Source organism: Paenibacillus sp. FSL W8-0194 (assembly GCF_037969745.1).
Classification (GTDB): domain Bacteria; phylum Bacillota; class Bacilli; order Paenibacillales; family Paenibacillaceae; genus Paenibacillus_AQ; species Paenibacillus_AQ cookii.
Genome location: NZ_CP150205.1, coordinates 3,339,707 through 3,362,834 on the forward strand (window position 1 = coordinate 3,339,707; position 23,128 = coordinate 3,362,834).

At 53.5% G+C, this 23,128-nt stretch carries 19 protein-coding genes; 8 read left to right on the top strand and 11 right to left on the bottom strand.

The genetic code is table 11. The features are described from left to right. Positions 1 to 33: 33 nt before the first annotated feature. Complete coding sequence (locus MKY58_RS15045; protein ID WP_339325164.1) at positions 34 to 1,281, bottom strand: ABC transporter substrate-binding protein; 1,248 nt, start codon at positions 1,279 to 1,281, stop codon at positions 34 to 36. A gap of 360 nt (positions 1,282 to 1,641) precedes the next feature. Then, positions 1,642 to 2,772, bottom strand: a complete 1,131-nt coding sequence (locus MKY58_RS15050) for a Gfo/Idh/MocA family oxidoreductase (protein WP_339320995.1) — start codon at positions 2,770 to 2,772, stop codon at positions 1,642 to 1,644. A gap of 162 nt (positions 2,773 to 2,934) precedes the next feature. On the opposite strand from MKY58_RS15050, the gene MKY58_RS15055 reads away from it, so the two are divergent. Beyond that, entirely contained in the window at positions 2,935 to 3,339 is a 405-nt protein-coding gene (locus tag MKY58_RS15055; RefSeq protein WP_339320996.1) for a helix-turn-helix domain-containing protein, read from the top strand. Between the two features lie 120 nt (positions 3,340 to 3,459). Here MKY58_RS15055 and MKY58_RS15060 read toward each other — a convergent pair whose 3' ends face one another. Beyond that, entirely contained in the window at positions 3,460 to 4,896 is a 1,437-nt protein-coding gene (locus tag MKY58_RS15060; protein WP_339320997.1) for a serine hydrolase, read from the bottom strand. 187 nt (positions 4,897 to 5,083) lie between these two features. Here MKY58_RS15060 and MKY58_RS15065 point away from each other — a divergent pair, with 187 nt between their 5' ends. Further along, positions 5,084 to 6,316 (top strand): aminopeptidase, encoded by a 1,233-nt coding sequence (locus MKY58_RS15065; RefSeq protein WP_339320998.1) that lies wholly within the window; start codon positions 5,084 to 5,086, stop codon positions 6,314 to 6,316. Positions 6,317 to 6,402: 86 nt separating this feature from the next. Here the strand turns inward: MKY58_RS15065 and MKY58_RS15070 are convergent, their stop codons facing one another. The 3 genes from MKY58_RS15070 to MKY58_RS15080 form a co-directional block, all read right to left on the bottom strand. Continuing rightward, entirely contained in the window at positions 6,403 to 7,695 is a 1,293-nt protein-coding gene (locus MKY58_RS15070) for an MFS transporter (protein ID WP_339320999.1), read from the bottom strand. Between the two features lie 127 nt (positions 7,696 to 7,822). Next, a complete protein-coding gene (locus MKY58_RS15075; protein ID WP_339321000.1) occupies positions 7,823 to 8,287 on the bottom strand; it encodes a MarR family winged helix-turn-helix transcriptional regulator in 465 nt (154 codons plus the stop codon). 213 nt (positions 8,288 to 8,500) lie between these two features. Beyond that, entirely contained in the window at positions 8,501 to 9,280 is a 780-nt protein-coding gene (locus tag MKY58_RS15080) for an exodeoxyribonuclease III (RefSeq protein ID WP_339321001.1), read from the bottom strand. Positions 9,281 to 9,498: 218 nt separating this feature from the next. Here MKY58_RS15080 and MKY58_RS15085 point away from each other — a divergent pair, with 218 nt between their 5' ends. Continuing rightward, positions 9,499 to 10,665, top strand: a complete 1,167-nt coding sequence (locus MKY58_RS15085) for an MFS transporter (protein WP_339321002.1) — start codon at positions 9,499 to 9,501, stop codon at positions 10,663 to 10,665. Between the two features lie 378 nt (positions 10,666 to 11,043). On the opposite strand, the gene MKY58_RS15090 is transcribed toward MKY58_RS15085, so the two are convergent. Beyond that, complete coding sequence (locus MKY58_RS15090; RefSeq protein WP_339321003.1) at positions 11,044 to 11,376, bottom strand: antibiotic biosynthesis monooxygenase; 333 nt, start codon at positions 11,374 to 11,376, stop codon at positions 11,044 to 11,046. Between the two features lie 262 nt (positions 11,377 to 11,638). On the opposite strand from MKY58_RS15090, the gene fabV reads away from it, so the two are divergent. From fabV to MKY58_RS15115, 5 genes are all read left to right on the top strand, one after another. Further along, on the top strand, positions 11,639 to 12,829 hold the full coding sequence (gene fabV, locus MKY58_RS15095; RefSeq protein ID WP_339321004.1) for an enoyl-ACP reductase FabV: 1,191 nt from the start codon (positions 11,639 to 11,641) through the stop codon (positions 12,827 to 12,829). 254 nt (positions 12,830 to 13,083) lie between these two features. Beyond that, on the top strand, positions 13,084 to 14,493 hold the full coding sequence (aspA, locus tag MKY58_RS15100; protein ID WP_036714702.1) for an aspartate ammonia-lyase: 1,410 nt from the start codon (positions 13,084 to 13,086) through the stop codon (positions 14,491 to 14,493). 303 nt (positions 14,494 to 14,796) lie between these two features. Continuing rightward, positions 14,797 to 15,888, top strand: a complete 1,092-nt coding sequence (locus MKY58_RS15105; protein ID WP_339321005.1) for an endospore germination permease — start codon at positions 14,797 to 14,799, stop codon at positions 15,886 to 15,888. After that, positions 15,885 to 17,372 (top strand): spore germination protein, encoded by a 1,488-nt coding sequence (locus MKY58_RS15110; protein ID WP_339321006.1) that lies wholly within the window; start codon positions 15,885 to 15,887, stop codon positions 17,370 to 17,372. Before MKY58_RS15105 ends, MKY58_RS15110 begins: the two co-directional genes overlap by 4 nt. Continuing rightward, the gene (locus tag MKY58_RS15115; RefSeq protein ID WP_339321007.1) at positions 17,369 to 18,514 is read left to right on the top strand and encodes a Ger(x)C family spore germination protein; all 1,146 of its coding nucleotides are present in this window, start codon (positions 17,369 to 17,371) and stop codon (positions 18,512 to 18,514) included. The genes MKY58_RS15110 and MKY58_RS15115 overlap by 4 nt, the downstream gene beginning before the upstream one ends. A 51-nt stretch (positions 18,515 to 18,565) precedes the next feature. On the opposite strand, the gene map is transcribed toward MKY58_RS15115, so the two are convergent. The 4 genes from map to MKY58_RS15135 all read right to left on the bottom strand — a co-directional run bounded on the left by map (position 18,566) and on the right by MKY58_RS15135 (position 23,103). Next, the gene (gene map / locus MKY58_RS15120) at positions 18,566 to 19,312 is read right to left on the bottom strand and encodes a type I methionyl aminopeptidase (RefSeq protein ID WP_339321008.1); all 747 of its coding nucleotides are present in this window, start codon (positions 19,310 to 19,312) and stop codon (positions 18,566 to 18,568) included. Positions 19,313 to 19,541: 229 nt separating this feature from the next. Beyond that, positions 19,542 to 21,800 (bottom strand): YhgE/Pip domain-containing protein, encoded by a 2,259-nt coding sequence (locus MKY58_RS15125; protein ID WP_339321009.1) that lies wholly within the window; start codon positions 21,798 to 21,800, stop codon positions 19,542 to 19,544. 192 nt (positions 21,801 to 21,992) lie between these two features. Next, positions 21,993 to 22,574 carry a TetR/AcrR family transcriptional regulator gene (locus tag MKY58_RS15130; protein ID WP_036711610.1) on the bottom strand — a complete coding sequence of 194 codons (582 nt, stop codon included), beginning with the start codon at positions 22,572 to 22,574 and terminating at the stop codon, positions 21,993 to 21,995. A 190-nt stretch (positions 22,575 to 22,764) separates the two neighbouring features. Next, complete coding sequence (locus tag MKY58_RS15135; RefSeq protein WP_036711608.1) at positions 22,765 to 23,103, bottom strand: hypothetical protein; 339 nt, start codon at positions 23,101 to 23,103, stop codon at positions 22,765 to 22,767. Positions 23,104 to 23,128 lie beyond the last annotated feature (25 nt).

Below are 23,128 nucleotides of genomic sequence, written 5' to 3' on the forward strand. Positions count from 1 at the left end.
TCAACCTCCATTGTCGATGATGGTCTAACCGTTTTACCGCAGCAGCTCCTTTTTGACCCTGGAGAGCGCGTCTTCCCAAGCCTTCTCCGGATTTTTGCCTTGAATAGCGACCGATGACAGCTCCCGGCCGACGATGCCGTTTAAATTGGCATATTTCGTGCCGTAATAGGCCGGTTTTACGTTGCGGGCAGACTCCGAAAAGATTTCGCCCGTGACCTGGCCGCCGAAAAACGCTTCTTTTTGCTTCATGACGTCGGAATCAAGCGCCTTTTTGGCGGATGGGAACAGATTGATTTCTTTAAAGCTGGTTACCTGGTTCTCCGGATTTTGCAGCCATTGGATGACATCGAACGCTTCCTGCGGATGTTTGCTTGTTTTCATGATGGCCAGGAACGATCCGCCGTTGTTGCCGTCCCCGCCCGGCGCCCTTGCAACGCGCCACTTCCCTGAAGTGTCGGGCGCCGCCTGCATCAGAATTTCCTTGCACCAGACCGCGCCGACGAAGGACGCGATTTTCCCGTTGTTCGCCGCGGCGTTCCACTCGGAGGAAAACGTGCTCGCATTGGCCAGCAGCCCCATTTGGGAGGCCTTGACGGCGAGGTCCCATGCTTTTTTCATGGAAGAAGAAGGATCTTCCCCTATGAAATTTTCGTTTTTGTCAAAATAGATTTTGTCCGACTGGGCGTTCACTTGGGTGTATATGTTGCCGATGTTGTCCGTGAGCTTGACCTTGCCGCCTAACGCTTCCTGCAGCTTTTGGCCTGCGGCGAAATAGTCGTCCCAGGTCCCCATCAGCTTATGGACCTCTTCCGGATCGCTCGGAAGCCCGGCCTGCTCGAACAGGTCCGCCCGGTAAAACAAGGCGGTAGGTCCGGTATCCATCGGCAGCGCGATCATTTTTCCTTCCGGCGTTACGCCCAGCTTCCATTTCCAGTCGAGGTAATCCTGCTCGATGTCTCCCGCGCCGAGATCGTACAAATCGTAGAAACGGTCGGCGCTCGGGAACAGCTCCGTCACCCAGTCGTTAAAGGCTACGATGTCCGGTCCGCCGGAGCCCGCAGCCAGCGTCGTTTTCAATTTGGATTTGAAATCGCCGCCGATTTTTTGGGCATTGATGCGGATTCCGGGAAACTGCTTCTGGACCGATTGAATCAGGTTGTCGTCGATACTTCGGTTCCAGTACCACAAAGTAAGCGTTTTCACATTTTCGTTGGAAGATCCGCTTGAACACCCGCTAATCATGAGAACGACAAGCAATAAACACGTAAACGCCATGCGCATTTTTTTCAATCGCTTCAGCCTCCCACCGTTAGCTTATGGTACTGCCGTTTTTGCCGTCACTCCTCTGGACAAAGCTTTTATTATTGAATATGTATGAAACATAATAAACATTTAATATCGTTTTTGAAACAGTATGGAAAAATATTAAATCTACAAAGTCCAAGATTCTTCTCGGGCCTGACGCGATCACCCGAGAAGGACCCCTATATGACGCGTTTTGTACCCGAACCTTCGTTGTTTTAGACCAGCGACAAAAGGGCGATATTCGCCCCTCCATCCACCCGATAGCCCCATCAAAGCGCGCTTTCCCTCTCGCCGGTTACCCCGGCATCCTTCACTCTTCCACTTCCCGCCGAAAATTTATGCGGTCTCGAACTTCTGCATTGTGATTACGGCCCCCGTCTTCCCTGCCATCCGCACCTGATCCAACACCTCGTGTATCGCAAGCGCAGTTCGGAAATCCGGGGTTTCGTGTGTTCCATTCGTCAAATCTTGCTGGATTTGCTGGTAAATGCCCGCCACATTGTAAGCAGCGGTTCCGATCAGCTCGGCAGGAGGCTGGAGGATATAATCGGGCAGCGGCAGCTCCTTCAGCTCCCCGCTGCCCTGCGTACCAAACACGGTTAACTCGTCGATTTGGAACATAAAGTTTTGCCGTGAGCGGATCTGCAAATCCCCTTTCGTGCCATTGACCTCGATCAAGAAGCTCCCGGCATGCGCGTTGCGAATTTGGGTGTTGAATACGGCCTGCCCTGGCAGCATACCGCTGACCACGACATGATCCGGCGCCGACGCGTAGATGAGTTCACCCGTCTCTTCTACAGGCACCTGCTGTGCTTGCGTTTTTAACATGGCCGAAATTTCGGAGAAGGGGCCAAAGAGATGCATGATCCCGTCCAGGAGATGCCCGCCGGTGATCGTCAGTTGGTTGGCGCCGTTCGCATCGTCCAGCAAATAAGCGTGACCTAGATCGATCTGTTTGGAACGGATCGGATAAGTCGGCACGGCGTAATTGACATGAACGGCAAATACGTCCCCGACGTAACGGTCTGCCAGAAGCTCCCGGACATAACGAATGACGGGATTGGCTCGTGACTGCAGCCCGACGAAATGGCGCACTCCTTGTTCCTCGGCCGCCTGCAACAATTTTGCCGATTCCGCGGTCGTGCGGCCGAGCGGGAACTCGCTGTACACATGTTTGCCGGCTTGAAGCGCCGCTCGAATCAGACGGTCATGTTCGGGAACCCGGACGGATACGGTAACCAAATCGACCTCCGGATGCAGAGCAAGCTCAAACGGATCGGAAAAGGCATGTTGTACGCCAAAATGATCGGCGCTCGCTTCCGCGCTGGACTGCCGAGACGCACCGACGGCCGTTACTTTAAACTCGGGCAGCGCTTGTAGTGCCGGAATATGCGCTATTCCTCCCCATGCGCCGTTCAAACCGGCACCGATGACTCCGACACGAATGGGTTGATGATTTTTATTCATAAGAAAACCTCCTTGAAGTTCATAGCGGATCCACCCGTTTCTCTGACAATTTTTGCGGGGAATTTCCGGGTTGGTAGACATAGATTAATACAGTCAGTACAATGTGAAAAGAAGGCACTTTTTAGTTCGTCACGAACCCGAAGGTGCGTCAGGAGGTGAATGATGGAAAAGATCAAAGCAGCGGAACCCGCATTTTCGGTAACTTCATGCACGGCTCGGCGCGTACTGGAAATCGTTTCGAATAAATGGGCGGTCCTCATCATTTTTGTTTTGGAGAAAGGCACCAAACGTTATGGTCAGCTTCAGCGAAGCATCGCGGACATTTCCCAAAAAATGCTGACCCAGACGCTCCGCCAGCTGGAACGGGACGGACTTATTGAGCGCAGTGTCTTTCCGGAGGTTCCGCCCATCGTGGAATACACTCTGACTCCACTGGGAGAGAGCTTGATCCCCTACATGCGCCATCTAAACCATTGGTTGAACGAGTATTATCCTCAAATCGAACAAGCCCGAAAAGCTTACGATACGAGAGAAAAATTCCGGGATGACAAAAGCACGCCGACCTAAACGGTCCGCGTGCTTTTTTTAAGAAGCAGAAATGATCTTCATACCATATGAGGTCATCGCGCCCATGCCGATTATTGACCGGAGTCAAGCCAATAGGGCCCACGGGCGGACTTTTCCATTTTATTCAGCAGCTCTTCCTTTGATCGGGCTGACGTCATCTTGTCCGAACACATTAAACCTGTGGTCGATCACAATGGACTCTTCTTCGAACTTTACCTCCATCGTGATGGCAAAAGGCGTTTCGATGCCGCGGATCGTCAACAAAAGCGTATCCGGCGATTTCCACGTAAAACTGGATGACGTAAGAGTGTCCCTTCCCTCAAACACCGGCGATAGCTCCGTGACCCAGCGCTGGCGTCCTAACGTGATGAGTTCGTCACCCTCTTCTTTTTTGAACGTCAGGCAAGCTGATTCTTCGGTAAAATCGATGCGAAAACTTTGCAGCGAATACCGATTTTCCTCCAGGTCGTAGCTTTTGCCCCCGATTTGAGCCTCCAGCTCCGAACGGGGTTCGAACCGGGGAAGGTCCAGGCTTAGCTTCGCAAGTCTTTCCTTCAGCTCGGAAGACCATTCGTCCCCGTCCGCCGGTTCCGGCAAAAATGCGTCCAGCAGATGATCCCATACACAATTGAGCACGCCTTGAAGGTCCCCCGTTCCGGCCGTGATCGCGATCACCCCATCCTGCTCCGGCATAACGATGCAGAATTGCCCGAAAGCCCCGTCTCCGCGGTAAACGCCATGGCGGCAGCGCCAGAATTGGTATCCGTAACCCTGCGCCCAGTCGCTGTCTCCGCCGTCCCCGTTGGAAATCCGCTTGCCTGTGGCCTCCTCGATCCAAGCTTCTTCGATGAGCCTTTTTCCTTGCCATACTCCTTTTTGCAAGTACAACTGCCCGAACTTCGCGATATCTTCAGTGGTTACGTTCAAGCCGAATCCCCCGGTATGTATGCCGCGCGGACAGGTTTGCCAGGTTGGATTTACAATGCCCAGCGGTTCAAACAGCCGGCTTTGCAAATAATCGAGCAAGCGCTGTCCCGAGGCCTTCTGCAGAATCGCGGAAAGCATATAAGTCGCGCCCGTGTTGTACAGGAAATGAGTGCCCGGTTCATGCGGAACCGGCAGCGCAAGAAACGCTTTGGCCCAGTTGCCGTCCTCCGCCTGATGGAGCGCGTCCATCGTGTCCTCGTCGTGGCCCGTCCCCATCATCAGCAAATGACGGATTTGCATGGCTGCAAGATGTTCCGATACTTCGGCAGGCAAATCTTCCGGAAAAAACGAGACGACCGGATCGTCAAGCGTTAGGATGCCCTCCTGAACCGCCATGCCGATGGCCGTCGAAGTAAAGCTTTTGCTTAGCGAAAACAGCATGTGCGGAAGCTCCGGCGCATAAGGAGCCCACCAGCCCTCGGCGGCCACATGGCCGTGCCGGAGAAGCATAAAGCTGTGAATTTCAAGTCCCCGTTCCTTTAAGCCATCGAGGAATCCGATCACCTTTTGCGGGGATATCCCGAGTTTCTCCGGGCTTTTTCTTGGCAGCGACGTTTCCGTTTTCTGCATACATCCACTCTCCCTTATATTGAAGTGGCATTGCTTGGGGTTTTCCCTTTTCCATTATACACCAATGGGGGGACTCTTTTGGCCAAACCAAAGCGAATCGCCGATTTTCGGGTTATAATAGGGATTGCATCTTCAGAGAATCATGCCAATGAAAGAGATTTTCAACGAAACCGGAGGACAAATCGCCATGAAAGACTTCAATCGCATGCTGGAAAAATACGCGGAACTGGTCATTAAGGTAGGGGTGAACATTCAGCCCGGCCAGGTGCTGCTCGTGCAGGCTCCACTGGAGACGGCCGAGTTTGCCCGCCATGTCGTATCCAAAGCTTACGAAGCCGGCGCCAAATACGTGCAGGTGGATTGGGACGACGAAAAAATAACGCGCATCCGTTATGAAAAAGCTCCGGACGATTCGTTCGGCTATTATCCGAAATGGACGGCCGACATGATGGAGCAGCTTGCCGAAGGCGGCGGAGCCGTATTACATATCAAAGTTCCCGACCCCGAGCTGTTCCGCGGCATCGACGGCTCCAAGGTAGCCACGGCCGTCAAAGCCGCCGCCGTCGCCCGCGAGAAATATCAGGCTTATGTGCGCAGCAATAAAGTAACCTGGTCGCTGATCAAAGCCCCGACGAAGGCCTGGGCGGACAAAGTATTCGCCGACCTTCCGGAGGAAAAGCGCGTTCCCGCCATGTGGGAAGCCGTGTTCCAAATGAACCGCGTCACCGAAGACAACGATCCGATCGCCGCCTGGAAGGACCATATCTGGACGCTGAAGGAAAAACAGGAGTACATGAACAACAAGCGGTACAAAGCGTTGCATTACCGGGCGCCGGGGACGGATCTGCGCGTCGAGATGCCCGAAGGCTACCTGTGGCTGGGCGGGGGCGATTACAACGAGGCCGGCCATTATTTCGTCGCCAACATGCCGACGGAGGAAATTTACACGATGCCGCATCGGACCGGCGTTAACGGCACCGTCACGAGTACTCTCCCCCTAAACCTGAACGGCCGCCTGGTCGAAGGCATCAAGCTGACGTTCAAGGACGGCAAAGTCGTGGAATACGATGCGGTCTCCGGCCGCGAGCATTTGACGTCGCTGTTCGAAACGGATGAAGGCGCGTCCTACCTCGGCGAAATGGCCCTCGTGCCGAACGACTCGCCGATTTCGAAGATGAAGCGGGTATTCTTCAACACCGGGATCGACGAAAACGCCTCCTGCCATTTCGCTCTCGGCAGCTCCTATCCCGTGAACATCGAAGGCGGCACGAAGCTGAGCAAGGAGGAACTGCTTGCCCGGGGCGCCAACGTCAGCCTGACGCACGTCGATTTCATGGTCGGCTCCGAGGCGCTTGAAATCGACGGCGTGCTGCCGGACGGGACGACCGAGCCGGTATTCCGGAACGGGGTCTGGGTATAACCCGGCACGCCCTCCTATTAAACAGCTGGATGATACGTTAGAAAAACAACCACCCTTCGGCACGCGCCGCAGGGTGGTTGTTGGCGTTAGATCGCCGCGCCGGCTCTCGCTGCCCGGCTTTTGCGGATTTGCATCGCCATCACCGATGCGATAAAGCATAAGAAGCCGGCAACCACGAAAGCCTGCGAATAGCTGCCAAGCCAGTCGCGCAGCGCGCCTGCGCCGTAAGCCGCCGCCGAAGCGCCGATTTGGTGGGCGACGACAACCCAGCCAAAAATCATGCCGGATCTCTCCTTCCCGAACGCTTCTCCCGCCAGCTTGGCGGTAGGCGGTACGGTGGCGATCCAGTCCAGGCCGTAAAACACGGAGAAAGCGACAAGCATGTACGGGGAGGCGCTGCTCAGTGCATAGGGCAGAAACAGCAAGGACAAGCCGCGGAACCCGTAATATACGAACAGCAGTTTGCGGCTGTCGAAACGATCCGACAACCAGCCGGAAATCGTCGTGCCGAACAAATCGAATACCCCCATCATCGCAAGCAGCCCGGCGGCCGCCACCTCCATGATGCCGTGATCCCCGCAAGCCGCAATAAGGTGGGTGCCGATGAGGCCGTTCGTGGACAAACCGCAAAAAAAGAAGGTCCCGGCCAACAGCCAAAAGGTGGCGCTGCTTAACGCCTGCCGCAAGTTTTGCAGCGGAGCCAGAAATATATTCCCTTCGAAAGGCGTCGGTTTGACCAATTCATCGGAACCGTACGGCGCCGCGCCGACGTCATGCGGGTGGTTGCGCATCCAGATCGCAACGGCCGCCAATACGAGGACGATGCTGAATACCGCGATATAAACCGCATATTTCCAGCCGAAATCGGACGTCAATTTGGCATACAGCGGCAAAAAGAGAAGCTGGCCGGTTGCGGCGCTGGCCGTCAGCAGCCCGACGACAAGTCCTTTGCGCTTCACGAACCACTGATTGCTGACGGTTACGCCGAGCACGTTCGCCATCATCCCTGTCGCCAGCCCCGAGACGATGCCCCAGAGCAGCTCGAACTGCCACAAGGACCGGATCCACGGCGTCACGGCCAGGCTTAGCCCCAACACGGCAAGGGAAGCGACGATCACTTTGCGGAATCCGAATTTCAGCAGCAGCGCCGCCGAAAACGGGCCGACCAAGCCGTAAAGAAAGATGCCGACCGAAATGACGCTCGAAATGCTGGCGCGGCTCCAGCCGAAATCTTCCTGAAACGGAACGATCAGAACGCTGGGCAGCGAACGAATGCCCGCCGACACGAGCAGCGTGGCAAAGGTAAGCAAAACGATAATCCAACCATAATAAAAACGCGATTTAGGCCTGATTTGAACTTGTTCGTCCCTCATGCTCATCGTATGGTTCACCCTCTAAACTTTTATTTTGTTTGTACATACAAAATAATTAACGACCAAGCGCAACAAAGTTTTCCGTCGTAAAGGACGAAATTTGCGCTTCGGTTCACCAGGGTCAAGCTTTGCGTTATTGCTCCAACAGCTCGCTCGCGGACTCCTGCATCCGGGTCAGCGCATCGGCCAGCTCCTTGCCGAGTTTCGCCTCATAGGCGGCTTTCAGCTTTTTGGAAGCTTCGTGGAGCGTTTCCTTCATGGCCGTCCCTTTTACGGTCGGATACACCAGCACGGTTTTCCCTTGAACCTGACGCTCTACGAGCTGTTTCCCCTCGAGCTTGTCGATGAAACGTGTCAGTGTGGAAGGCGTAATATACAGCTTCTCGGAAAGCTCCTTTTGGGTAATGCCCGGATTGGCGATAACCAGCCGAACCAGATAACCGTAGGCCGGGGCCAGCCCCGTCATCGCAAACGCCTCGTCGGCAAGGCGCGTAATCGCCCGGCTTAACCGGTTGGTGGTGAAGTACATGCAGGCGTGCAAAAACGCTCCGTCTTGTTCAGAGGATGGCTCTGTTTTATTGTTGGGTTCATCCGACATGATCGTTCCTCCTTCCTTTGATCGGATCGGCATCATCAAATCAATTTTGTATGTACAACAAAAATAAAGGGTCTGGATGATTATGTCAAGCGTTTTTTACCATTGCCCGGCCCACGTCTCCCCCTAAACCAACAAGCAGTCCCGCTGCATACGCGGCAGAACTGCTTGTTTCTCCATCAAATTTTCATCTGTTCAGGGTCTAGCCCGGTTGGCTTAGGAACCGATTTCGGCCAGTTTGGCCTCGTCAAGCTCCAAAATGATCGGGCAGTGATCGCTGCCCATAATTTCCGCATCAATCCGCGCATCCGTCAACGCAGGGACAAGCCTCTCCGATACGAGGAAATAATCGATCCGCCAGCCGATATTCCGCTCCCTGACCTTCGGCATAAAAGACCACCACGTAAAGGCGTCATCCCGGTCAGGATAAAAATGCCGGAAGCTGTCCACAAAGCCGGCCGCCAGCAATTCGGTCATTTTGCCGCGTTCTTCGTCCGTAAATCCCGAATTGCCCATGTTCGATTTCCAATTTTTCAGATCGATCTCCTGATGGGCAACGTTCAGGTCGCCGCAGATGATGACCGGTTTCTTGGCATCGAGTGCGGACACGTAACTGCGGAAACGCTCCTCCCATTCCAGGCGCAGCGGCAGCCTCGACAGGTCCCTTCTGGCATTAGGCGTATATACGTTGACCAGATAAAAATGCTCGAACTCGAGCGTGACGAGACGACCTTCCGCTTCCGCGTTTTCTTCCATGCCGTAATAGACGGACCATGGTTTTAATTTCGAAAACACCGCGGTTCCGGAATACCCCTTTTTCTCGGCATAGTTCCAGTACTGCCCATATTCCTCGCCGTAATCAAGGCATATCTGCCCTTCCTGGAGCTTCGTTTCCTGCACGCAAAACAAATCGGCGTCGCATGCCGCAAAATAATCGTTGAATCCTTTATTGACGCAGGCCCGCAGGCCGTTCACATTCCAAGATACCAGTTTCATCGTCGTTCTCCTTATGGCTATCAATCTATCGATATCATTTGATAGTGTACCATAAAAAGAAAATGACATGGGATTTTCCCGCGACGCCTGCCATATAAAAAACATGCGCAATTTGGTCTGCCCCATGTCCGCCACTTATGTTAAAATAGCAGAACTGCCGATTCGTTCGACGATAGGTTGCAGAAAAAACTTCATTTTGTGGAAAAGGACAGAAAAACATGAGATCTTCGTTTACGGTTAAATCATTCAATTTTCTTTTCTTTGCGCTGTTATCGATGTTTATTCCGTTTTTGCCCCTCTATTTCAGCGAGCAGGGGTTAAACGAGACGCAAATCGGCTCGATCGTTGGCATAGGCGGGTTCATCACGCTCATTGCGCAGCCGCTTTGGGGCATGATCAGCGACCGGACGCGGACCATCCGAAAGGTTCTCCTGATTTTGGTGCTTTGTTCGACGGTGACGGGATTCATGATTTACAGCACAAACCACTATGCCTTGATTTTGCTGTTCGTCATGCTGACCTACTTTTTCCTGATGCCGGTCGATCCTTTGACGGAAAGCCTCAATTTCCGCGTCGCGGAACAAGCCGGCATCAGCTATGGGTCCTTGCGGACGTTCGGCGCGCTGGGATATGCGGTCATGTCGCTGGCCGCCGGGTACTTGATGACCCAGTTCGGCTCCCGCAGCCTGGGGTATACGTTTGCCGGGCTTGGCGTAATCAGTCTGGTCGTGACCTATCTCATGCCGGATGCGCCCGTCTCCGGGAAACCCGTGACCATGAAAAGTTTGAAAAACTTTTTGAGCAACAAGGAAACGCTGCTGTTCCTGATCCTCGTGTTTATCAGCTCGATTCCGGCCCGAATGAATGATACCTTTTTGGGCCTGTATATCAAGGATTTGGGCGGGAAGCCGGATTTGCTCGGCCTTGCATGGTTTCTGGCCGCGGGCAGCGAAATTCTCGTGTTTTCCTTGAGTTTCTGGTGGCTTCGCAAAAACAAGGAGCTTGCCATCATCTCTTTTGCCGGGGCGTTTTACTTTTTGCGGTTTTTTATTTCGGCCTGGATCAAGGACCCGAACTGGCTCGCCTACATCCAGCTCTTGCAGCTGCTAACGTTTCCGGTATTCTACACGGCTGCAATCCAGTATTTGTACAGCATCGTGCCCGTGGAATGGAGAGCTACCGGACAAACCGTACTGGCGCTGTTGTTCTTTGGGGTCTCGGGCATTTTGTCGTCCTTTGCGGGCGGCGCGTTATACCAGGCTTTCGGCGGCCGGACGATGTATTTGACGATATCTTGCATGTCCTTCATCGGCATGCTGTTCGGAATTGTGCTGTACCGCATTTACGGGCGGAAAAAGTCGGGCGAGGGCGATGCAGCCTCATGATAACGGCGTCATCGTGAAACGATCGTGCCTGAAGCGTCTTCCCATTTCTCAAACACTATGAAAATTGTCCAATCCTTTCGGGGCTGAGCATTCGCGATTTTGACCATTTTATTTTCGGGCAGGACGCGGCATCGCTGATCTCCAGCGACACAGCCCCCTGACGGTTGAGGAAATTCTCCGCATCTCGGCTACGGGCCGGCTTCCCGAAGGTTTCAGAGTGATCTAACCCTGAGTGATTACCGTTCATGCGTCATAACAAGTCAACGTTAAAGCAAAAACAGCCGCCCTGGGATCGAAACCGGGTGGCTGTTTTTTACTGAATTCTTTCCGCAACATGAAAATGGCGTTGTTCGAAATGTTTTTTATGCCATGATTGATCTATACGCTCTGGGAGGCTTTTCCCTGGGTTACGCTCTGCACCTCGTACATATTGGCCTTCGTGCTGATGACGTATTCCGGGGGTTCCTGCCCTTTTTTCTCGCGATGCCCCTGAAGATGCGCGTCGCTTTTCTCCCAGTTTTTCCAATCGTCGCGGGAACGCCAACGGATCATGACGGCGACTTCTTCCTCTTCCTTGCTGATTTTGGTCGTCATGACCGTTTTATCGATCAACCCTTCCATGGCGTCGATCGGGCTTTCCTTGCTGAACCGGGCCACGACCTGATCGGCGTTTCCCGCCTTGACCGTGATTCTCCGAACCTGAATGAACATATAAGCCGCCTCCTAAGATTAGATATCGGTGATTTCCGCAAAACCTGCATATGTATGCTGCAATAACCGGTTGAACCTTCTTTCCTATTTTAGTTGATAATGATTATCATCGTCAAATATATTTTGCTAAACGTTAATTAATTCCCTTTTGCTTGCGATCCTGGTTGGTCGTTTCCTCAAAAATTGATACAATAGGATGGAGTATGTCCAAAACGTCTCAACATTCGTTGTATTTTCATTTGGAAGAGAGGAAAAGCCTAACATGATCATTAAACCGAGAACACGCGGATTCATCTGCACCACTTCACATCCGGCAGGCTGCGCGGCACAGGTTCAAAAACAAATCGATTACGTCCAGTCGAAACCTGCGATCGAAGGGCCGAAAAACGTGCTGGTCATCGGCGCGTCCACGGGCTACGGCCTGGCGGCCCGGATTACGGCGGCTTTCGGCGCGCAAGCGAACACGGTCGGCGTCTATCGTCCGAGCAGCGGCTCCGAAAAACGCACCGCTTCTGCAGGCTGGTATAATTCCGCCGCCTTCGAGCAAGCAGCCCAGGACGCAGGCTTGAAGTCATACAGCGTAACCGGCGACGCTTTCGCCAAAGAAACGAAGGATAAAACGATTGAGCTCATCAAGGAAAAAATCGGCAAGGTCGACCTCGTCATTTATAGCGTGGCTTCCGCCCGCAAGACGGATCCGGCAACGGGAGAAACGTTCAACTCCGTGCTCAAGCCGATCGGCAAGCCATTCTCGAATAAAACCGTCAATTTCCATACGGGCGAAGTGACGGACATCACGATTGAACCGGCAACTGAAAAGGAAATCCAAGAAACGGTAGCCGTCATGGGCGGCGACGACTGGGAAGCATGGATCGAGGCGCTTCGCGCCGCGGAAGTGCTGAGCGAAGACGTAACGACCATTTCGTTCTCCTACATCGGCTCCGAGATCACGAAAGCCGTCTATCGCGACGGTTCGATCGGTCGGGCCAAGGACCATCTGGAGGCGACGGCCCTGAAGTTAAACGATCAGCTCAAAACGAACGGCGGACGGGCCTACGTAGTGGTGAGCAAAGGTCTCGTGACGCAATCCAGCTCCGCGATTCCGATCGTTCCGCTGTACATTTCCTCCCTGTACAAAATCATGAAGGAAAAGGGCATCCATGAAGGCTGCATCGAGCAAACCTATCGCCTGTTCAAGGATCGCCTGTATGCCGGAGGGGAGCCGCAGGTCGACGAAGCCGGACGCATCCGCATCGACGATTGGGAGCTGCGCGAGGACGTGCAGGCCGAAGTGGTGAACATTTGGGATCAAGTCACAAGCGACAATATTTATGATCTGACGGACCTGGAAGGATACCGCAAGGAATTTTTCCAACTGTTCGGGTTTGAAACCGAAGGCGTGGATTATGAAGCCGACGTCAATCCCGACGTCAAAGTTCCGAATTCGATTTAAGGTCAAAAGTTACACGGAAAGCCCGCTTCACGGCGGGCTTTTTTCGTTCCCCGCTTCCCCGTCCCTATGGTCTCCAACGCGTCCGAATATACAGTTGTGCGTTCATGGCGGACATTTCCGCCTTTTTTTCATTCCTTAATGACATAGGACTGGCAGTTCCTGCATTTAAACCGTATAATGATAGCGGGTCCGATAAAATAAAGCGTTCTCATCTGACTCTAATATCCAGTTACCAAACTCGGAGGAATGTATTCATGAGACTAGAAAAAGACTTTCTCGGCACCAAAGAAGTTCCCGAAGACGCATACTACGGCATTCAAACGATGCGTGCGGCAGAAAACTTCCCGATTACCGGCCAGCGGATTCATCCGGAGCTGATCCGGGCGATGGCCATGGTCAAAAAAGGGGCCGCGATCGCAAACATGGAGATTAAACGGCTGCTCCCGTCCAAAGGCGAAGCCATCGTCAAGGCGGCAGACGAGATCATCGGCGGGAAATGGTTCGATCATTTTATCGTCGATCCGATCCAAGGCGGAGCAGGCACGTCTATTAATATGAACACGAACGAAGTCATCGCCAACCGCGCGCTCGAGCTGATCGGCAAAGAAAAAGGCAGCTACGCCGACATCAGCCCGAACAACCACGTCAACATGGCCCAGTCGACCAACGATTCCTTCCCGACGGCGGTGCATTTGGCTACCCTGACGATGATCGAGAAGCTGCTGAAAACGATGCAGGAATTGAAGCAGGCCTTCGAACGCAAAGCCGAAGAATTCGACTCCGTCATCAAAATGGGACGAACCCATCTGCAGGATGCGGTTCCGATCCGTCTGGGACAAGAATTCCAGGCATACGCGCGCGTGCTTGGGCGGGACATCGACCGCCTGGCCGCGACGAAGAAAAACCTGCTCCACATCAATATGGGCGCAACCGCCGTCGGTACGGGCCTGAACGCCGACGTCCGCTACATCGAACATGTCGCCAAAGTGCTTGCCGAGCTGAGCGGTTTCCCGATCGAGCCGGCGGACCATCTGGTCGATGCCACCCAAAACACCGACGCGTACACCGAAGTTTCGGCCGCGCTGAAAATTTGCATGATGAACATGTCCAAGGTCGCGAACGATATCCGCTTGATGGCCTCCGGACCGAGAGCCGGACTTGGCGAACTGTCGCTCCCGGCAAGGCAGCCGGGTTCTTCCATCATGCCGGGCAAGGTCAATCCGGTCATGTGCGAAGTCATCAACCAAATCGCCTTCCAGGTCATCGGCAACGACCATACGATCTGCCTCGCCTCCGAAGCCGGACAACTGGAACTGAACGTGATGGAACCGGTGCTGGTATATAACCTGCTCCAATCCCTTGAGATCATGAACAACGGCTTCCGCGTATTCCGCGAGCATTGCATCGAAGGCATCCAGGCCAACGTGGAACGCTGCCGCGAATACGTCGAAAACAGCGTCGGCATCATCACTGCGCTGAACCCGCATCTCGGATACGAGGTCGTTTCGCGCATTGCCCGCGAAGCGATCCTGACCGGCAAACCTGTCCGCGAATTGTGCCTCCTTTATAATGTGTTGACCGAGGAAGAACTGAATATCATTCTGGATCCTTATCAGATGACGAATCCGGGCATCGCCGGCGCGGAACTGCTGAACAAGGAGTAATCCAAACGGCCAAGCAGCGCTTCACGCGCTGCTTTTTTTGTCCTCTTTTTCTCGGTCAAAGTCCGTGGGGCGTGGCAGACGTTCGGTATAGTAACTAGGCGCAAGCTTGTTTTGTTATTGTGAATTTTTCATATAATGAAATTATCACTTTAAATAGTTGGAATTTTTGGAGGATAAGCCCGCTTTTTTGGGTGTGGAAGCCTCATGTCATCCGCTTGTTTCAAAATATGGAATATTCAGGAGTGATTTTAGCCAAAATACGATAATCAACGATTTCATTCAGGAAGAGGGAACAAGCCTCAAATGAAAAAATCAGCATCCGTGCATATCGTGCCAATTTTGATGTCCCTTATGCTAATGAACGGCCTGACGAGCCATGTCATCATCAATCCGCTCGTGCTCGATGCGGCTGGCAGGGACGCGTGGCTTTCCGTTATTTTCGCGACCGTGCTGCTGGTGCCTTGGACCCTGATGCTTGCCGTTTTCATGAAACGGACCGGCCAGCAGAAAATTCAGCCGTGGCTGGCGGAAAAAACAACTCCCGTCCTGTCCTGGATTTTGGTTGCTCCATTGATTATTCATTTGTACCTGATCGGCGGCGTTACCCTTTATCATACTTCCGGCTGGACGATCAGCAACTATTTGCCGGCGACGCCCAAAATCGTTTTGGTCGGCACCTTGATGTTCGTATGTTTCTATATGGCCAAGCTGGGCATCCGTTCGATCGCCGTCAGTGCGGGGATATTGCTTCCCATCGTCGTCCTACTCGGCTTTTTCGTGTCGATTGCCAATGTTACGGAAAAAAACTTCAATTTGCTCGCCCCGATTCTGGAGCACGGAATAATGCCGCCGGTGAATGGAATGATATATGTTGGCGGGGGTTTTGTGGAAATCTTCGTTATTTTGTCCATGCAGCACCGGATCACAAACCGGGTCAAACCATGGCACATGGCCGTCTACGGCCTGATCATCTCCTACATCACCCTCGGCCCTATCCTCGGCGCCATATCGGAGTTTGGGCCGCAGGAGGCCGCAAAGCAAATGGAATCCCCCTATGAACAGTGGAGGCTCGTAAAAATCGGGAGATATGTGGAGCATGTCGACTTTTTTTCGGTTTATCAATGGCTGGCCGGCGCATTCATGCGGATTGCGCTTGCCCAATATCTCCTTGTCGAAATACTCCCATTTAAAAGCAGGGTGATGGCGAACCGCTTTCTGCTCGCCGTCTCCTTCAGTTATGTCCTGTTTGCCATGTTTCCTGTCAGCCAAGACGCGTTCTATCAAGGTTTGTATCGATATTACTTTCCGATCTCGCTTTGCGTAAACCTGTTACTATCCGTCATCTGGACCGCTATAACGTTTTTGCCGGCGAAAAGAAAGGAGGAAGCATCGTGACCCCGTCCGAATCACCAAACGAAAACGCGGTATGGACGCTGCCAAAAATCCGATCCGTCTTTTCCAAGAGCTTCGATGTCGTCATCCGAACGTACCGTTTGGAAAAAAACTCCGCTTCGTCCGACGTCGTGCTCATATACGCAAGCGGACTCGCGGACTCCGCGCAAATCAGCCTGGTCGTACTTCCCGAGCTCCAGGACATGTACCGGGAATCCGGCTTTTTCCTGCAGCAAAACGGCGACCTGTATTCCAAATTGGCGCTGGACGAAATGAAGGAGCCCGTCACCGAACAGGAAATCGAGGATATCGTATTCCAAGGGGGTCTCGTCATTTTGATCCCGCTCACCAATCAAATGTATTCTTTGGATATTTCCAACGCTCCCAAACGCACTCCCGAGGAGCCCAACGTCGAAATCTCGATCAAAGGGCCGAAAGACGGTTTTACCGAGGATTTTGTCACCAATATCGCCTTGATCCGCAAGCGCATCCGCAGCAAGTCCCTTTGCTGCGAAAATCTGATTTTGGGACGCAGGTCCAGAACAAGGATTGCTTTAATGTACTTCGACGACATCATCTCAAAGAGTATCCTGACGGAAGTCAGGCAACGCCTGGACCGGATCGATATCGATGCGATCTATTCGATCAATCAGCTGGAGGAGCTGTTGTCCGACTCCAGATATGCCCTCTTCCCCCTGCTTGATTTTACCGGCCGGCCGGATTACGCGGTTGCAAGCCTGATCAACGGCCGTTTCGTCATCATTATTGACGGCATTCCCATGGCGTTGATTGGGCCAGGCACCTTGTCGCTGCAGATGAAGTCTCCGGAGGACGTTCATTTCAACTATATTTATGTTTCTTTTGTGCGGCTCATCCGGATCCTCAGCCTGCTCATCTCCATCGGCCTGCCCTCCTTCTGGGTAGCTGTGACCGCTTTCCATCAGGACCAGATCCCTTTCCGGCTCATGGCGACCATTTCGACCGCAAGATTAGGGCTTCCTTTTTCCGCCCAAATGGAGCTTTTCCTGCTGATGATCCTTCTTGAAATTTTCCGCGAGGCGGGAATCAGGCTTCCAAGCACCATCGGGCAGACCTTAACGGTCATCGGCGGCTTGATTATCGGCGATGCAGCCATCCGCGCGGGGCTCGTCTCTCCTTCCGTGGTCGTCGTCGGAGCCATCACTGCGGTTGCAAGCGCCACGCTCGTCAATCAGACGCTAAGCACCGCCGTGAGCGTGATCCGATTCGGGCTGTTTTTTGCTTCGTCCATTCTGGGCATGTACGGGATGATCCTCGGCTTGATTCTTTTGCTGGCCTATGCGTCAAGACTGCGGTCCTTCGGCGTTCCTTACTTGACGCCCGTATCGCCTTTTCACGCGAAAGATTTTTTCCTTGCCATTTTGCGGGGGCCTTGGAAGCTGATGCGTAAAAAGCCGACGTCGCTCGGCACCATGGATTCGGATCATTTTGGGGAGAACCCGCAATGAGGAACGCAAAAAAAATCGCCTTATCGCTTCTCATCCTGATGCTCGTTTCCGGCTGCTGGAATTCCAAGGACATCCAGAATATGGCTTACGTTACGGCTCTTGGCGTCGATTATGAAAACGGCCGCTTCAAAAGTTACGCGCAGGTGCCGAATTTTACCAATATCGCCAAATCGGATACCGGAGAAGAGGGAAAACCGGTCCCGATCTGGGTTGGAGTCGGCGAAGGAAAAACGTTGACCGAATCGCTCACGACCATGTACGCCACTTCGCAGATCAGGGTTTTTTGGGGGCATTTGAAGGCGCTGGTCCTGTCCGAAAACGCCATGAAACATGGAATGAAGGAAATCTACGACATGCTGAACCGCTACCGCGAGGTGCGATACAACATTTTGATGTACGGCACGAACGAACCGCTGCACGAGATCCTGATCCAAAAGTCCATCCTGAATTTTTCGCCTCTGGACACCCTTATGGATTTACCGTACCAGATCTATTCGCAAAGGTCGTTCATCCTCCCCGAATACGGCTACAAAATCATCGCGCAAATGAACGAGCCGAGCGGACTTGCCATGATCCCGTGCCTCACGATTGACCGGACCGGCTGGTACGAGGATCGGAACCAACGTTCGATGTTCCGGATCAACGGGGCGTATTTTTTTCAAAACAAGGAATTCCGGGGCCATCTAAGCGAGGATGATCTCAAGGGGACGAGATGGATTCAGCGGCAATTGGTCCAATCCCCCATGAACATCCCGGATCAAGGTCCTCCCGTCGCCGCGATCGTTCTCCAAAAACCCCATCTGTATGTAAAACCCGTCATCGAAAACGGCAAGGCCCGATTCAAGATCCGGGTATCCGTCGATGCGTATATCGATGAGCTGATCAAAGACACGCCGCATAAAAAGATGGAGGAAATGGCAGGCGATGCCATCCGGGACGAAATCAAAATGAGCTTCAAAAAGGGATTGGAGAAAAAAGCCGACGTCTTCATGCTTGATGAAAAGCTTTACCGCAAAAATCCGAAAAAGTGGCATGAGTTTCATCGCGCCAGCCCGTATCTCTTGGACGCGGACTCCATCAAGACCATCGATATTCGGGTCAGCATCGAAAGCTCGGGGAAATATAAGCAAAGGGTGAATTAGAGTTCGCCGATCAAAACGCAAAAGGAGCCCGTTTAGGCTCCTTTTTGTATGTTATTGCAGCGTGAGAATTTCCGGTCCGTCCGCGGTAATCGCGATCGTGTGCTCGTATTGGGCCGACAATCCGCCGTCAAGCGTTCGTGCCGTCCAGCCGTCGCTGTCGATTTTGCTGCGGTACGTTCCCGTGTTCAGCATCGGTTCGATGGTAATGACCATGCCTTCCTTCAAACGGGGGCCGAGTTTTGGCGGTCCGTAATGCGGCACCTGCGGTTCTTCATGCATTTCCCGGCCGATGCCATGGCCGATGAACTCGCGGACGACGGAGAAACCTTCGGCTTCCGCGTACACCTGGATCGCATTCGAAATATCGCCGATCCGGTTACCGATCACCGCCTTTTCGATGCCTTTGTAGAGCGATTCTTTCGTCACGTCCAGCAGGCGCTGCGCTTCTTCGGACACGTTGCCGACCGCATAGGACCAGGCCGAATCCGCCAGCCATCCGTTCAAGTTCACGACCATGTCCACGGTCACGATGTCGCCGTCCTTGAGGGCGTAGCTGCCCGGGAACCCGTGGCAGATAACGTCGTTGACGGATGTGCAAGTCGCGTAAGGAAATCCGTTATACCCTTTCTGTTCGGGCGTCGCTCCTGCTGCCCGGATGAATTTTTCCGCGAAACGGTCGATTTCGATCGTCGTGATTCCCGGTTCGATCAGCTTTCGGATCTCCCGGTGGCAAGCCGCGAGGATGGCTCCGGCTTCCTTCATCTGTTCGATTTGTGATCTGGTTTTAATCGTAATCATGTAATCCCTCATTCCTGTCTGATCTCTTTATTATACCCTGAACCTCAGAAAAACGTCCATCCGGCGTGCTTTCACCGATGGCCGGCCATGTCAGTGCGGAAATGTTTCTAGCAGAGAAAAGGATCGCTTGCGCATAAACATGATACTCTCTTTTGCATTCGAAAAAAAGTCCTGACCCTTGCGGATCAGGACTTCGTTTTTTTGTGGAATGCCCTGAAGTTCCTGCTGCTTAAGCCGCCGCCTCGGCAGGCTGCTGCTTTTTGCTTCCTTTCCACAGGAAATAAATCAGGCTGAAAACCAGGAAGATGACGGCGACGATGCCGAGCACGCCGGCCTGTTTCCACATCAGGTCGTAATCCCCGCTGGATATGATGGCTTTATATCCAAGCACGCTGTGCGACATCGGAAGCCAAGGATTGATCGGTTTGAGCCAATCCGGAATCAGTTCGAGCGGGAACGTGCCTGCGCTGGTCGTCAGCTGCAAAATGAGCAGAATGATAATGAGGAAACGTCCCGGCATATCAAACCACGTGACGACCGCCTGCACGATAAACATAAACGTCAAACTCGTGATAAAGGTGAAGAGGAAGAAATACGGCACGCTCTGCACCTTGAGTCCAAGTCCGTACAAAATGATGGTCGCCGCCACGACGGACTGGAACAAGCCCATGCCCGCAAAAGAAAGCGTGCGGCTGACGAAACGGCCGAAGCCTGTCGCTCCTTCCACGGTCGTGCCTTTGAGCGAAATCACGAGCGTCGAGATGAGCGCCCCGACGAACAAACCGAGGGACATGAAATACGGCGTCAAGCCCGTGCCGTAATTCGGCACTTTGCGGCTGTCGTTTTCCTCGGAGTCGATCGGCTGGGCGAACATTTTCACGAGATCGTCGGTCTTTTTCAGCTCGGAAGTTTTTTCGGCCGCATCGTTCAGCTTGGTTGCCAGCTCCTTCGAACCGTCGTCAAGCTTCGTGATGCCATTGGCGAGCTCGCCCGCGCCTTTATGCAGCTGCTGCGACCCGTCGGCAAGCGTCACCAGGCCGCCCGACAATTTGTTCACGCCGCCTTTCAGCTGGGACGTGCCGTCCACGAGCTGCTTCGAGCCGGCGACAAGCGCTTGGCTGCCGTTTGCCGCTTCTCCGAGCTTCTGGTTAAACGTTGAAAGTCCGGCGGTCAACGCGGACTGCCCTTCATTCAGCTTCGCGGCGCCCTGCACGAGTTGTTCCTGGCCTTTCACAAGCTGGCCGCTGCCTTCAAGCAGCTGTTTCTGCCCGCTATGAAGCGCCGTTGCGCCGGTCAGCAGCTGCTGCTGCGCGTCATGCAGGGAATCGGCGCCTTTGGACAGCTGTTCCTGGCCAGCCGCCACCTTGGCGCTTCCTTCCGCCACGGATTGGCTGGCGGCAAGCAGCTTCTGGAATTGCGGGTTTTTGGCCAGTTCCGGGCTGGAGGAGGCAAGCTGCTGCAGTCCGTCGGCAACGCCCTTCGCGCCTTCGGAAACCTTGGATGCCCCGTCAAGGGAAGACTTGAGTCCGGAAGATAGATCCGCGCTGCCCTTTTCGGCGGCTTGAAGCCCCGCCTCAAGCTTGCCTGCGCCCTGCTCCGAACCTTGAAGGCCTGCGTTCAGCTTTTTCGCGCCTTCCAAGGAGCTTTGCAGCCCGGCATGCAGCTGCGTACCGCCCTGCTGCGCCTGCTTCGCTCCGCTCAGCAGCTGGCCTCCCGCGGCGTTCAGCTGACCCAGCCCGCTGGCGAGTTTGCCCGCGCCCTGGTTCAGCTGACCCGCGCCCTGATGAAGATCGCTTACGCCTTTGGCCAGCGGCCCCATGCCGTCTTTGGCTTCCAGCGTGCCGTCCGCCAGCTTTTTCAGGTTTTCCTTCAGCTTGACGGCTCCTTCGTCAAGATCGACGCTGCCGTCATGGATTTTGTCCGCCCCGTCGCCCGCTTCCGCAAGTCCGTCCGAAACTTCCGTGAAGTTGTCGAGCAGGCTTTCGGTATACGATTCGGTGACTTTGGCGGACACTTTCGCTTTAATGTCCTTGATCGCCGTATTTCCGATCTGGGAGGCGATAAAGTTGTAATCCCCGTTCGGTTCATACAAAATTTTTGCCGGCTGCGGATGATCGTCCAGCAGCGTCGTGGCTTGTTCGGAGAAGTTTTCGGGGATGGTAATTTTCATATAATAGCGGTTTTCCTTGATCCCCTTCTCCGCTTCCTCTGCGCTGACAAACTTCCAGTCGAAATCTTTGCCTTTTTTGAGTTCATCCACCAGGTCCGAGCCGATATGCAGCTCTTTGCCTTTGAACTCGGCGCCTTTATCCTGGTTCACCACGGCGACCGGCAAATTGTCCAAATGGCCGTACGGGTCCCAGAAGGCTGCCAGATACACGCCGCTGTACATGATCGGGATAAACATGACGGCAATGATCGGGATCAGCACTTTCGGGTTTTTGACGGCCGCAGCTAAGTCTTTAAAAAACACGGATAATGCATTCATGTCTGGCGGTAGCCCCTCCTTATCCAAATATCGATGATGCCAAAAACATTCTGACTGTTTTCATCATCCGGTCAATCATGCGCATGCGAAAGCAGGCTCCGGGTATCCGTCGCCGGTTCGCATGCCCGAGCTGAGCTGCTCCCGATGTATGAGCTTGGTTTGGCGGTGCTACTTCCATGGTTCCGGAATGCGTTACGCGTTCGCAGCGAGCCCGTTCTCCAAAAAAAGCCGGATATGCTCCTTGATCTGCTCCTTGGATAACGGCTCGTGGTTTTTGTTCCACTCCGAAGTCAAGGCGATGTACATCTTTACCATCAGGAAAGATACGATTTTGGGGTCGCAATCCCTCAGCTCGCCCCGGGCAATCGCCCGCTCGATTTCTTTTTCGATATACCCCAGAATGACGTTTTCCACCTGGGCCATCGCTTCTTGCGATTGAGGCGTGCCGACGTCCCGAAGCTCCTGGGACAGCTTGATGAGGAGTTCGTGCTCGCTGCGGAATTCCAGAAAAGAATCCAAAACGCGGAACAAATTGTCAAAAAACTTCCTGTCATGGTCCACTTCCCGCAAAATGATCGATTTCATTTCGGAAATGACGCCATTGACGATTTCGTCGAAAAGCTGCTCCTTGGTATCAAAAAACGTATAGATGGTCCCTTTCCCCACATTGGCGATTTTGGCCACCTGGTCCATCGTGGTCGCTTTGTAGCCGAACAATGCGAAGGACCGAGAAGCCGCTTCAAGCACCTGCTTTTTACGATCCACCGTTCCTATGATTTTCCCCTCCCGAATTCGCTCTACATCCTATGATTGACCGAAAAACAATTCCAGTCATAAGGTCAATGTTAACTTTATCACGTTTTGAAGGATATGACAAATGTTTAATACAGATTTTCTGTAAAAAAACCAAAAAACCACCGACCGCTTTTCAAGGATGCATGGTCGGCACGAGCCGGCAAGACCGTCAAGAAATGACGGAAATGCGGTATTTGGCCCGTCCCGTCGTCAAGCTTAAGCCGTTGCCGTCGGGGCTGCAGTCGAACTGTCCGTCCACGTAGATCTGGTATTCGTCCCTAGGCAGCGGCAATTCGCCGTCCCCGCTGACGACGTTTCCCGCCCCGTGTAAAATGAGGGAGCTTCCTTCCGCGTATTCGTCGAAGGTCGGCACCGTTTCGTCATATTCCACGCTCACCAGGCGTACCCGGGTTTCGTCGATATCGTCCCGCTCCTCTTTGCGGATCAGCAGCGTTTCTCCGGTTTTTTGCTCCAGCCATGCCTTTGCGGCGTTCAGTTGGTCACTCATTGGTTTACCCCTTCTTCCTTGGAAT